Here is a 13603-nt window from a genome sequence, read left to right as displayed (position 1 = left end):
TTATGCCTATAATTTACGAGAAGTTTACCGCAAAAACTGGTTCTACTTAATAGAAGTTAATATACTAATCACAACTTAAAACAAAAAAAGAGCTGACATGAAACATTATTTCTCTCTCACACTCCTCGCTACTGCTGTTTTAGCAGGTTGCGCAACAACAAGTATTACACCTACTGATGTAACAAATGGTTATAACAGTATTCAAGCTGATGAATTGGCTAAACATGTAAAAGTACTCGCATCGGATGAGTTTGGTGGCCGTGCTCCTTCATCACCTGGCGAAAAGCTAACGCTTGATTATTTAACTGCGCAGTTTAAAGCCCTAGGTTTAGAGCCAGGTAATGGCGACAGCTACTTACAAGAAGTTCCACTTGTGTCGCTTGAGGCTGATGCAAACATGGTATTAAGTATTGGTGGTAAAGACTATCAATACAAAAAAGACATGGTTATGGGTAGCAGCCGCATAAGCGCACAAGAAGGCATAGAAAATTCTGAACTTGTATTTGTGGGCTACGGCGTTAACGCACCTGAATACAATTGGAATGATTACGAAGGATTAGACATTAAAGGTAAAACGGTTGTAATGCTGGTTAACGATCCGGGCTTTGCAACAAAAGACCCTACTTTATTTACTGGCGACGCGATGACTTATTACGGTCGTTGGACATACAAATATGAAGAAGCAAGTCGACAAGGTGCAGCTGGAGCAATTATTATTCATGAAACAGCACCTGCGTCATACCCATGGTCAGTAGTTGAAAACTCGTGGAGCGGTGAGCAGTTTGGTTTTCAAAAAGAAAACAACAATATGGACCGCGTAGCCGTTGAAGGCTGGATTACAACTGACGTAGCAAAAGAGCTTTTTACTAAAGCAGGTCTAGATTTTGATACCGTTAAAACAAATGCTGCTAAAGGTGCTTACCATGTTGATATGGGCGATTTAACTGCTTCTGTTAATGTTAAAAATACGATTAAAAAATCAGTGTCGTATAACTTTATCGCTACGTTACCAGGAAGCGAGCAACCAGATGAGCATGTTATTTACTCGGCGCATTGGGATCACTTAGGTACAGATAAAACACGTAAAGGCGATCAAATTTATAACGGTGCTCACGACAATGCAACGGGTACCGCTGGGCTAATTGAAGTAGCTGAAGCCTTTACTAAATTACCAAAGCACCCTAGCCGCTCAATGACATTTTTAGCAGTAACTGCTGAAGAGCAAGGCTTACTAGGTTCTAAATACTATGCAGCTAATCCAGTGATTGCAGCTAATAAAACAGTCGCTAACATAAACATGGATAGCTTAAATTTATTAGGCAAAGTAAAAGACATGAATGTGGTCGGTATTGGTAAGTCACAAATGGATGAGTTTTTAGCAACTGCAGCAAAAGAGCAAATCAGAACAATATCTGGCGATCCTAAACCATCATCGGGTGGTTACTACCGCTCTGATCACTTTGCATTTGCAAATATGGGTATTCCGGCAATGTATGCAGGCGGTGGTACTGTGGCTGCTGATGAAGAAACAGCTAATTACCGTAAACGCATGAGTTTAGTACTTCGCGGTTGTTATCATCAACCGTGTGATCGTTACCGTGACGAATGGGATTTATCGGGTGCTGTGCAAGACTTACAATTGTTTTATAAAGTAGGTTTTGATATTTCGGAGCAAGAGCAATGGCCAACGTGGAATGCAAGCTCAGAATTTCAACGTAAGTAGCATTGGTTTAACATCGAAAAACTCAAAGAGAGTAATCGATTTAAATGGATGTAAATGATATTGATTATCATTTAATTAAAATATACAGTGTTACTAAGTTTATTTAATTGGTAACACTGTATGATTTTACTCTCTCAAATAGGATTTATTACGCCCGCTTCTAAACGCTTTGTTAGCCAAAATAAACGTTTATTATTACCACTTTTTTTACTGGTATGCTTAGCTGTGCCATCACTTCGTGAAATTACAATAACAGCACTAAGTGATGCTTTTTTTCAAGTTAGCGTATTTGTTGCTGCTACATTATTAATTTATTACTACGCCATAGAGCATTTACCTCAATTAGAGCTTAGTTATTTAAGTGCTAAATCGCCGGTATTAGAAATATTTTTTGCTGCCGTTTTAGGTGCCCTTCCTGGATGTGGTGGTGCAATAATAGTGGTTACCCAGTTTACAAAAGGCCAAGCAAGTTTTGGGGCTATTGTTGCTGTTTTAACAGCTACAATGGGAGATGCCGCATTTTTACTCCTTGCCACTCGCCCTACTGAAGGTTTAACCATAATGGCCATTGGCTTAGTAGTAGGCACGCTTTGTGGTGTTATAGTAAACGCCCTTCATGCAAAAGACTTTTTACGCCCAACAAAGCAAGAACAAAAACACCAAGTTAAAGTATTGCCAACTAGTATAATTAAAATAAGCAAACCCGTTTGGATGTTCGCTATTATTCCAAGCCTCATTATTGCTTTTTTAATTGCATTTAATGTCAACTTTGATCAATTTGGAAAATACACAGGCACAAGTATTAGTATTTTTGGTGCTGCAATGGCGTTATTTACTGTAACTATATGGGCGTATTCTTCTAAAGGTGAAAGCTATAAAGAAGTAACCTCAGAAGACGATGAATGTAATCCACCTTCTAAAATTATTAAAGTACTTCAAGACACACACTTTGTGACCGCATGGGTAGTGGCATCGTTTATGTTGTTTGAGATTTTAGTAAATATTGCAGGGCTTGATTTAAAAAACTGGTTTGCACATTATGCTTATTTAGCGCCACTTATTGCTGTGGTGATTGGTTTTTTACCCGGTTGTGGTCCGCAAATAATTGTTACTACGTTATATATTCAGGGGATCATTCCATTTAGTGCATTAACTGCTAATGCAATATCTAACGATGGTGATGCGTTATTTCCTGCAATTGCAATGGCACCTAAAGCGGCTGTAATTGCGACTGTGTATACATCTATTCCTGCTTTGGCCGTTGGCTATGGCCTTTACTTTTTAAGTTAAAATTGCCATAAACAAAAAAGCTCAGCTATTGCTGAGCTTTTAGGATGTTAACTTATTTTATTTATACGGCTGCTGGCTCTGCAGCTAGTTCTTTTGGATTTGGGCCATAATCGTTCTCACCTTCATGTGAGTCTTGTGCAAGAAAAACAATTAAAACAATCCAACCAATTACTGGCACTAACCAAAGTAACTGCCACCAGCCTGAACGACCAGTATCATGAAGGCGACGTGCACCAGCACTTAAGCCAGGAATTAATAGCGCTAAGCTATAAATAGAGCCAATGAACATTGTACCTAGTACACCATCAATCGCATTACAAACTACCGAAAAAATGAAGTTAAATAATACAAACATCCAATATGCTTTACGACGATTACGGCCTGAAAAATCCGCGTAGCTGCGAAGCGCGTTCATATAATGTTCCATGAAATTTCCTTAGTGTTATTTTTTTATATTCCCTAACGGGGTTAACTTTATTACTTTTTAGTAACACATGTATCTTAAATAAAAACAGACTCATTTAAAACAAAAAACCAGCAAATTGCTGGTTTTTTTATTAGGGCGTGTTGACCTTTGCGGATTGTAATTTGTTCAATCTAGGGGCGATTTAATCGCGGCGCGAGGTTTGTAACCTAGTCGGCTAAGTAAAAACCGAGCAACAAAGAGTTTCGCCCCTAGGCAGAACCCGAAGGGCAGCGCATGTTTGGCTTTTATGCTGCGTAATCGCCTACTTATGGGGAGTAACCACACTTCATAGGCTCTGCCTTGCCTAAAAACCAAACATACTGCTGCAAATTCAATCATCAAAGAACAACACGCCCTAGGTTTAAACAATTATATTATTAACTCATAGCCATCATCATTGCCGAAGGATTTTCTAAGTACGATTTCCATAGGTTATTAAAGCGTGCAATAGTGCCGCCATCAATAACACGATGATCGCCAGACCAACTTACTTGCATTATCGCTTTACTCACAACCTGCCCACTTTCGTCAAAACGCGGTAGATGCTGTAGTTTACCAAGCGCAACAATAGCTACTTCTGGTTTATTAATTATAGGCGTCGCAATAGTGCCGCCAATCGCACCAATGTTAGAGATACTAATTGTCCCACCTTTTAAATCATCAGGTGCAACACGCCCTTCTCGCGCAGAATGAGTTAAGCGGGTTAAATCATTAGCCACATCAACAATGCTCTTACTCTGGCACGACTTAATATTAGGCACTAACAAGCCAATTTTTGAATCAACTGCTATACCAATATTATGATCGTTATAATAGGAAAGCTCTGAGCAATCATCATTCACTTTTGAATTAAGTACAGGGTACTCTTTCATTGCTAGCGAGAGTGCTTTTACAAAAAATGGCATCATGGTGAGCTTTACGCCTTGTGCTTTGTACTGCTCTTTTAAGGAGCTGCGCAAAGCTATAAGCTGTGTTAAGTCTATTTCATCACTAAACGTAAAGTGCGGAATAGTTGAAACCGATGCCACCATTTGCTTGGCCATGGCCGCTTTAATGCCTTTAATTTGCTCTACTCGTACACCACCGCTTTGATTCTGTGTTTGGTTTTGTACTGCACTTTGAGAAGCATCGCTATTAAGCGGTGAAGTATCAATAGTATTTGGCACTTCGCCTTTTACAAACTCTTCAATATCTTGCTTGTAAATACGTCCATTTTTTCCACTACCTGGTACGCACGTTAAATCAACATCTAGCTCACGTGCTTTACGACGAACTGCAGGCGACGCCACCGCTTTTTGATTGATAACCTTTGCAGTTTGCTGCGTTTTAACAGAGGCAACTTTTTCTGCGACGGCATTAGTTTGAGCCTTTACGACCGCTTGGTTTATATCAACATTTGGCTTTACTGCACTGCCTGCAATTGTCATTTGAAACAACGGGCTATGTACTTTTGCTATTTCACCTTTTTGGTAATATAGTTTTTTTACTGTGCCTGTATATTTTGCCGGAATTTGTACTAATGCTTTGTCGGTCATTACGTCACAAACCGCTTGGTCTTCTTCTATTTCATCGCCTTCTGCGACTAACCAATCAACAATCTCACACTCAACAATACCTTCACCAATATCTGGTAGTATAAAGTCTTCAACTACATCAGATGCATTGTTATTAGTTTGATTTTCAGCTTGAACAGGCTCTTCTACTACTTCATTACTCGTACTATCACCAGTTACATCCATAGCAAATAAAGGAGCATGTACTTTAGCAATTTCACCTTTTTGATAATATAGCTTTGAAATAATGCCATCATGCACTGCTGGAATTTGTACTAATGCTTTGTCTGTCATCACATCACAAATTGGCTGGTCCTCAGATACGGTATCGCCTTCTTGAACTAGCCACTCAACAACTTCGCATTCAACAATGCCTTCACCAATATCGGGTAATATAAAATCTTTCGCCATGGTAACCCCTAAAAATCCATTGATTGTTTAATTGCAGCCAACACTTTTAGTGCGTCCGGTACGTATTCTTTTTCAAGTGCCAACGGGTATGGTGTATCTAGACCACATACACGTAAAATTGGCGACTCTAAATGCAAGAAACACTCTTGTTGTATTGTTGCTGCTATCTCGGCACCAAAGCCATTAGTTATAGGCGCTTCATGGCTCACGATTAAACGGCCGGTTTTAATAACCGATTTAGCAATCGTTTCAACATCCCATGGTAAAATACTACGAAGATCTATTACTTCACAGCTTATACCTTGCTCGCTTGCTTGCTGTGCTGCCTCTTCAATAATCTCCATTTGAGCACCCCACGCTAAAAGCGTAATATCGGTACCCTCTTGTACTACTTCAGCCGTGCCTAATTCAATACTATAATCTTCTTCTGGCACTTCGCCTGTTGATGCACGATATAAACGCTTAGGCTCAAAAAATATGACAGGGTTATCATCTTTAATAGAGGCACGTAATAAACCCTTAGCTTGATAAGGGTTACGCGGTACAACCACTTTTAAGCCCGGTGTATGTGCAAAATAAGCTTCGGGTGATTGCGAGTGATATAAGCCACCAGCAATACCACCGCCATAAGGCGTACGAATAGTTAAGTTACCTACATTAAATTCATTACCACTGCGATAACGAAATTTAGCGGCTTCATTTACTATTTGATCAAACGCTGGGAAAATATAATCAGCAAATTGAATTTCTGCCAATGCAGGCGCACCAAATGCCGCTAAACCATTAGCAAAGCCTAAAATACCTTGTTCGGTTAAAGGCGTATTAAAAACGCGATGCTTACCGTACTTTTCTTGCAAACCTGATGTTGCTCTAAATACACCACCGAAGTAACCAACATCTTCGCCAAAAATACAGGCTTGAGGGTGTTCGTTCATCGTAATATCGAGGGCAGAGTTAATTGCGTGGAGCATGTTCATTTTAGCCATTACTTAATTCTCCCTGCAGTTACTGGGTAAGCATCTGGATGCTGTTTTATATGTTCTTTTAATTGCTCGTACTGACGTTGCAATAATGGAATTGCTGTATCGTAAACGTCAGATACCAATTCTTCTAAAGCGGGCTTGTCAACAACTTCAGCACGCTTAAGCGCTGCTAAAATTTCTTCACGAATCGACTCTTTTGCTTTTATATCGTCTTCTTCGTTTAACCAATCTTGCTTGACCAACCATTTTCTAAATTTATCAATAGGACAGATTTGATTATTTGCCTCTTCATCTTTAGAGCGATAACCACTGGGATCGTCTGATGTAGAATGCGCGCCTAATCGATAAGCAATCGATTCAATAAGCACAGGCTCACCTTGTGTTGAGGCTATTTCGCGTGCTTTTTTGGTCGCTGCATACACAGCAAGTGCATCTGTGCCATCAACACGAATTGTTTTAATACCATAACCTACACCACGCGACGCAATACCATCGCCTTTAAACTGTTCATCAGCAGGGGTAGATATGGCATAGCCGTTATTACGTGCAAAAAATATAACCGGCGCTTTGTGAACAGCCGCCATATTTAAGCCCGCATGAAAGTCACCTTCTGATGCAGCACCTTCACCAAAGTAACAAATAGTCACGTTATCAATTGTGCTTGCAAGCTCACCCGTATTAGCGTCGATATGCTTTATTTTTTGACCATATGCATAACCTGTTGCCTGTGGTATTTGCGTACCCAGTGGCGATGAAATCGTCATGTAGTTTAGCGCTTTAGAGCCATAATGGATTGGCATTTGGCGACCTTTACCTAAATCCAATTCATTTGAGAACATTTGGTTCATAAATTGATCGAGTGTAAAACCACGATAATGTAGTGCAGCTTGTTCACGATATTGAGCCATGATCATATCATCTTGATCAAGTGCAGCAGCAGAGGCTGTAACTGCGGCTTCTTCGCCTAGGCATTGCATATAAAAACTAACACGACCTTGGCGCTGCGCGCCTTGCATACGTTCATCTAACAAACGTATAAAACGCATTGTTTCATATAACTTAATAGCGGTATGTTTTGAAATATCAGGTGCGGTTGCACTAGGATGAATGTCGCCGTCCTCAGTTAAAATACTAAGGGTTGGAATATTAAGTGCTTGGCCATCAATAAATTCAAGCTCGTGGTTAATATTCAGCGATACGTTATTTGGATTACTCATAACCTACCTTCTTTTGTTGTCGGTAAAACAGTGCCCCTTTAAATTATTATTGTGGGTGATTGTTGCTGGTTAAACTTTGCAACATCTGCACTATCTTTAATTAAAGCTGCCAACACTTTACGTTAACGTAAAGTGTTATTCAATACATCTGGGACGAAACAAAAGCAAATACAGGTTAAATAAGTGGCAAGTTAATGATACGGTTACTTTAATTAATAGTAATCAAATAGTTAACTTGAAGCCAGTAGTGGTCTGATGAGTTTAATTAAACGAAATTGCTATCTATATCCATTGGAATAACAGTAAGCAGTGCTCTTTGCCCTAATGCTACGCTCGCATTTGGAAATATAATAGCCTCACCTTCAACGTCAGCGTAAATCGCTGTATCACCGTCGGTTGCAAGTAGTTCACCTTTCGCAAAGCCACTAAAGTTCTCAGCATCATCAGAAAAAGGGAAACTAAAATCATCCTGCGTTCTATTGATTGTGCGGTGCACTGCAAATAACTCAAACTCACTTGCATTAAAATCAGGGTATTTAACTTCATTTTGGCTAATTAATGCAGTTAATGTTTGCTTTGTTTTTTCAAAGCGGGCCATATCATTTTGGCCAAATGGCTTAACCTGACCCAGCTCTACCGTAAACGAGTCTGCACCATGAACAAACGACGAATAATAGCTAAACGTTGTTGCGGGTGATTTCATCATAAGTACGGTATTTACACCACAGCTCAATAAAAATTGTAACTGTGACTTTTTCCATGGCTTACCATGTAAAAATGGATACACAGCAAATTTTTCGTTTTTAGAGCCTCTAATTGCAGTGTGTAAGTCGTAATGACATCGGCTACTGCCTTGCTGGCCACGGGCATAAAAGTCACTTACGTATTGCTCAAGCTTTGCAGCGCGGTTTCGTTCATTATTCATTGGTACACCTTCAACTGTATGGTGACCATTAAATAATCTATTTAAGTTTTCTTCTACAAAACGCAGGCCAATATTAATTGATTGTGGATTACCATAAATAAATAAAACATGCTGCTTAAGGACTAGCTCACCTTTTATAATTTGTTTAATGAGCGTATCACAAATTTCAATTGGCGCAGTTTCGTTACCGTGTACAGCGCTTGAATAAATTACATCTTTGCTTGTTTTAACAGCAGGTTGAAACTCAATTACACCGGTATCGTGTATATTTACACGAGTTCCATTATCTAAAACAAATTCACCTGCATCTAAATGCCATTCGTTGTCACGACTAAGCGTTAAAAAATCGCCCGTTTGTTTTAATTCATTTAAGTAAGATGGATTGGCTGACATGTAATAAGCCCTTTAAAAATAATGTGAGAGTAAACTCTTATGCATATATATGCACAAGGTAGAGGTATAGAAACAAAAACGGCTGAATAAATCAGCCGTTTTAAAATTATTAGATTAAGTTAGCTTATAACTGAATCTACAAGCTTTTTAGCTTCTTTTTCAAGTAACGCTAAATGCTCTTCACCTTTAAATGATTCAAGGTATATTTTATAAATATCTTCAGTACCTGATGGACGCGCTGCAAACCAGCCATTTTCAGTGACCACTTTTAAACCACCAATTGCCGCATCGTTACCTGGTGCATGAGTCAGTTTTTGCAAAATAGGTTCGCCAGCAAGTGTATCTGCTTTAACATCAGAAGCACTCAATGCTTTTAAACGTGACTTTTGGCCGCTTGAGGCCGGTGCATCAAGGCGTTTATAAATTGGAGAACCAAACTCTTGTTCTAGTTCTTTATAAAGCGCTGATGGAGTTTTACCTGTTACTGCAAGTATTTCTGCAGCAAGTAGTCCCATAATAAAGCCGTCTTTATCTGTACACCATACAGAGCCATCAAAACGTAAGAATGCAGCACCTGCGCTTTCTTCGCCACCAAAAGCAAGCTTGCCTTTGCTTAAGCCTTCAACAAACCATTTAAAGCCTACGGGTACTTCTTTTACTTTACGATTATTGCGCGCTGCTACTTTATCGATCATAGAGCTAGAAACCAGTGTTTTACCAATCTCTACTGTTTCATTCCAATCACGGTGTTTAAGTAAGTAATCAATTGCCACTGCTAAAAAGTGGTTTGGATTCATTAAACCATCTGGCGTTACAATACCGTGGCGATCGTAGTCAGGGTCGTTACCAATAGACACATCAAAATCATCTTTTAATGCAATAAGGTTCGCCATTGAATAAGGTGATGAACAATCCATACGAATTTTGCCATCTTTATCAAGTGGCATAAAAGCAAAACGTGGATCAACAACATCATTAACGACGGTTAAATCTAAATTATATTTTTTAGCAATAACAGGCCAAAAATTAATACCTGAACCACCTAGTGGATCAATACCAATTTTGATACCTGCATCGCTAATGGCTTTTAAATTAACGATATTTGCTAAATCATCAATATAAGGAGTCATTAAATCTTCGTAGCGAATAAAGCCTGAACGTGAAGCTTTAGCGAATGGGAATAACTCAACTTCAACCAAGTCTTCTAATAAAAGTTGATTTGCTCTGTCTTCAATCCATTTAGTAACGTCGGTATCAGCAGGTCCGCCATTAGGTGGGTTGTATTTAAAGCCACCATCTTCAGGAGGGTTATGCGAAGGCGTAACAACAATACCGTCTGCAAGCTCATTTGGGTGTAGCTTGTTATGGCTAACTATGGCGTGGCTGATAACTGGCGTTGGTGTAAAGTCACCGTTTTCTTGCGTTATCACTTGCACTTCGTTAGCAACTAAAACTTCAATAGCTGAATTAAATGCAGCCTCACTCAGTGCGTGTGTGTCTTTACCTAAAAATAACGGACCAAAAATATCATTTTGTTTTCTATAATCACAAATAGCCTGAGTAATTGCTAAAATGTGTGACTCATTAAATTTAACATCGTAAGAACAACCACGGTGGCCTGATGTACCAAAAGCAACACAATGCTCTGGATTTTGTTCAAGATCAGGTTCGTTTAAGTAATACGCAGATACTAATTTAGGTACGTTAACCAGTGCTGATTGTGGAGCAGTTTTGCCTGCGCCTGAGTGAATAGCCATTATATTTCCTTACAGGTAATCGCGAATTTTTTCAGCTTGCTCTGCACTATATCCAAGGCAAAGAGCAACTTCATGAAGCATCATTTTTTTACGCGTTGTATTAGAATTTGTCATAACCCAATATTCACTATCAGTTATGTTTTTAGGGTTCATACTACTACCGCTATTTACTAAGGCTTCTTTACTAGTAGCAAAGTAAACACGGTCACGCCCTTTAATATCTAGTACAGCCGAAAAATCAGTTTTATGTGTGCGGTAAAATGCACTTAAAATAAACAAAAAGCGCCCAACAACACCCTTCTGCATTGCCAGCTCTTCTTTATTTAATACATTAAAAACATTATCGCTTTTTTGCTTCACGGGTGCGTGAGCTACAGGCGTTTGTTTTTTTGCAGTCTCAGCAGCAGGTAGCTCTGAGCTTTTTAATGTGGCGGTAGACGTAGTCGCAGTTTGATTATTTTGAGTTAGTTCTACGTTTGCGGTTTGAATTTTTTCGCCGCTCAGATTTAATAAACGACGTAAAATAGTGGATGCACTTTCACCAATACTTTGCGTATTGCTTGCAATATACTGATATAACTCGTCGTCTATGTCGATTTGTTTCATGTTCTTCCTGTCATTACGGGTCACATTTTTTTCTCCCGTGTGATTATACCCAAACCAATCAGAAATGCGAGTTACAACAAGCACTCCCGTAAACATATTAATATTTACTAGATTGTTGTTGATTTAACAAACAAAAGCCCAATTTAATAAATAGTCGCTGTATTTTTTGCTTTTTAGAGCAATGCTCGGCAAACTATGGCGAAATTTTCAGGAGGCGTGTATGCAGTTAAATTACAAGCAACAAGGGCAAGGCCCTAATGTTATTTTGATCCACGGACTTTTTGGATCATTAGAAAACCTAAATGTAATCGCAAAACCATTAAGTGAACACTTTAATGTTATTAACGTTGATTTACGCAACCACGGGCTTTCTCCTCATAGTGATGAAATGAACTACCCTGCAATGGCTCAAGATATTGTCGAGTTATTAGCACATTTAAACATAGATAAAGCTCATTTAGTTGGTCACTCTATGGGTGGGAAAGTCGCAATGGAATTAGCACTAACACACCCTGAACTGGTAAATAAATTGGTTGTACTTGATATCGCACCTGTTAGTTACCCTGCTCGCCACACAAAAATATTACAAGCATTAAAAGCAGTTTCAACGCAGTCAATAGACGATAGAAAGCAAGCTGATGCAATTATGCAGCCTTATATTGAAGAGCTGGGGGTTCGACAGTTTTTACTTAAAAGCCTCGCTAAAAATGAAGAAGGTCATTTTGCATGGCGATTTAACCTAAATGTGCTTGACGAAAAATATTCGACAATCACGTCCAATGTTAATGAAAACAATTCTTGTTTATGCGATACTCTTTTCATCAAAGGTAATGATTCTGACTATATATTGCCCGAGCATCGTACTGCAATTACAGCACGCTTTAAAAACACCAAGGCTAAAATTATTCATGGTGCAGGTCATTGGCTTCATGCTCAAAAGCCTCTTGCTGTTAATAAAGCGATAAATGACTTTTTAACTGCGGTTTAAAGCAATTTTAATCGCGTGTTTTTAATTCAGCGCACTAAATATATGAATATTTATATGCTATAGTACGCGCCGTTTAATTTAAAGGTTATACGTTGATGGTCAGTCAGTTAATTAACGAATTTGATACCCTAGGGTTGTATTTTGGCTTAGCCGGTATTTTCATATTCATCGGCATGGCAATTAAAGACGTACTAAAAAGTGGCAATGTACCAAAGTTCGGACAATACATTGTTTGGGGCGTGCTCTTTTTAGGTTGTTCAGGCTTTATTGCTAAAGGGCTTATTCAAGTATTTTGGCAAGGCGCAGGTGTAGGTTAAGCATGGCGAAGTCAGAAACAGATAGAACTACACTCGATTTATTTGAATACGAAAAACGCCCAGGCAGACCTAAAACCAATCCCCTTTCTCGGGATATGCAGTTAAAGGTAAATAAACGTAATCAAATAAAAAGAGATAAAGCACGTGGTTTAAAGCGTGTTGAATTTAAAGTTTCATCGCAGTTATATCAAGCATTGAGTGATATGGCAGATGCACAAAATATTAGCCGTAGTGCGCTGATTGAAACGATTTTACAAGAAAGATTGGCTATTGATACATAAAAGGTTTTAAATCCATGGCAAGTGTAGGCATTTTTTTCGGAAGTGACACAGGTAACACAGAACACGTAGCAAAAATGATCCAAAAAGAATTGGGTAAAAAGCTAGTGGCTGTTCATGATATTGCAAAAAGCTCTAAAGAAGAGATTGCTGAATTTGATTTAATCTTATTCGGTATCCCTACTTGGTACTACGGTGAAGCTCAATGTGACTGGGATGACTTTTTTCCAGAACTTGAGGAAGTAGACTTTGAAGGTAAACTTGTTGCTATTTTTGGTTGTGGTGACCAAGAAGATTACGCTGAGTACTTTTTAGATGCAATGGGCATGATCAACGATATTGTTACTGAACGTGGCGCTATTGTTGTGGGCCATTGGCCAAGTGAAAGCTATGACTTTGAAGCGTCTAAAGGTATGGCTGATGATAAGCACTTTGTAGGTTTGGGTATCGACGAAGACCGTCAACCAGAGCTTACAGAACAACGTGTTAAAGCATGGTCTGCTCAAGTATATGAAGAAATGTGTTTAAGTGAATTAGCTGACTAATTTACTGCATATATCGCTAGCTGTTTAAATAATTATCAAACAGTTAGCGTTTTAAGCTTTAGTGGCAATATATATCAATTGTTCTTTGCACTTAACGCTTAGGCACGTTATCCTGTTTGTTGCTAATGTGTCGTGTACATCTTTGCAAGAT

General features: G+C 38.9%; 13 protein-coding genes. 6 read left to right on the top strand and 7 right to left on the bottom strand.

The features are described 5' to 3' along the window. Positions 1-97 precede the first annotated feature (97 nt). Both H5126_RS09375 and H5126_RS09370 read left to right on the top strand, forming a co-directional pair. Positions 98-1723 carry a M28 family metallopeptidase gene (locus tag H5126_RS09375; RefSeq protein ID WP_182719827.1) on the top strand — a complete coding sequence of 542 codons (1626 nt, stop codon included), beginning with the start codon at positions 98-100 and terminating at the stop codon, positions 1721-1723. 120 nt (positions 1724-1843) lie between these two features. Next, entirely contained in the window at positions 1844-3013 is a 1170-nt protein-coding gene (locus H5126_RS09370; RefSeq protein ID WP_039487957.1) for a putative manganese transporter, read from the top strand. Positions 3014-3074: 61 nt separating this feature from the next. Here the strand turns inward: H5126_RS09370 and H5126_RS09365 are convergent, their stop codons facing one another. From H5126_RS09365 to seqA, 7 genes are all read right to left on the bottom strand, one after another. Further along, on the bottom strand, positions 3075-3440 hold the full coding sequence (locus H5126_RS09365; protein ID WP_182719826.1) for a DUF805 domain-containing protein: 366 nt from the start codon (positions 3438-3440) through the stop codon (positions 3075-3077). A gap of 416 nt (positions 3441-3856) precedes the next feature. Then, positions 3857-5443: a dihydrolipoyllysine-residue acetyltransferase gene (locus tag H5126_RS09360; protein ID WP_182719825.1), complete on the bottom strand. Its 1587-nt coding sequence runs from the start codon at positions 5441-5443 to the stop codon at positions 3857-3859. Between the two features lie 8 nt (positions 5444-5451). Next, positions 5452-6429: an alpha-ketoacid dehydrogenase subunit beta gene (locus H5126_RS09355; protein WP_165723475.1), complete on the bottom strand. Its 978-nt coding sequence runs from the start codon at positions 6427-6429 to the stop codon at positions 5452-5454. Next, entirely contained in the window at positions 6429-7643 is a 1215-nt protein-coding gene (locus H5126_RS09350; protein ID WP_182719824.1) for a thiamine pyrophosphate-dependent dehydrogenase E1 component subunit alpha, read from the bottom strand. Before H5126_RS09350 ends, H5126_RS09355 begins: the two co-directional genes overlap by 1 nt. A 265-nt stretch (positions 7644-7908) precedes the next feature. Next, entirely contained in the window at positions 7909-8961 is a 1053-nt protein-coding gene (astE, locus tag H5126_RS09345; protein WP_182719823.1) for a succinylglutamate desuccinylase, read from the bottom strand. Positions 8962-9080: 119 nt separating this feature from the next. Next, a complete protein-coding gene (gene pgm / locus H5126_RS09340; RefSeq protein WP_002962933.1) occupies positions 9081-10718 on the bottom strand; it encodes a phosphoglucomutase (alpha-D-glucose-1,6-bisphosphate-dependent) in 1638 nt (545 codons plus the stop codon). A gap of 9 nt (positions 10719-10727) precedes the next feature. Continuing rightward, positions 10728-11324, bottom strand: coding sequence for a replication initiation negative regulator SeqA (gene seqA, locus H5126_RS09335; RefSeq protein ID WP_182711206.1), 597 nt, complete (start codon positions 11322-11324; stop codon positions 10728-10730). Between the two features lie 220 nt (positions 11325-11544). Between seqA and H5126_RS09330 the strand changes: the two genes are divergently transcribed. From H5126_RS09330 to fldA, 4 genes are all read left to right on the top strand, one after another. Next, the gene (locus H5126_RS09330; RefSeq protein WP_002962931.1) at positions 11545-12312 is read left to right on the top strand and encodes an alpha/beta fold hydrolase; all 768 of its coding nucleotides are present in this window, start codon (positions 11545-11547) and stop codon (positions 12310-12312) included. Positions 12313-12407: 95 nt separating this feature from the next. Next, a complete protein-coding gene (locus H5126_RS09325) occupies positions 12408-12629 on the top strand; it encodes a DUF2788 domain-containing protein (protein WP_002962930.1) in 222 nt (73 codons plus the stop codon). A gap of 2 nt (positions 12630-12631) precedes the next feature. After that, positions 12632-12910 (top strand): LexA regulated protein, encoded by a 279-nt coding sequence (ybfE, locus tag H5126_RS09320; protein ID WP_002962928.1) that lies wholly within the window; start codon positions 12632-12634, stop codon positions 12908-12910. Positions 12911-12924: 14 nt separating this feature from the next. Continuing rightward, on the top strand, positions 12925-13452 hold the full coding sequence (gene fldA / locus H5126_RS09315) for a flavodoxin FldA (protein ID WP_007586856.1): 528 nt from the start codon (positions 12925-12927) through the stop codon (positions 13450-13452). The last annotated feature ends 151 nt before the right edge of the window (positions 13453-13603 follow it).

Source organism: Pseudoalteromonas sp. SG45-3, assembly GCF_014164075.1.
Lineage (GTDB): Bacteria > Pseudomonadota > Gammaproteobacteria > Enterobacterales > Alteromonadaceae > Pseudoalteromonas > Pseudoalteromonas distincta.
This window is presented reverse-complemented; position numbering and strand designations above follow the sequence as displayed.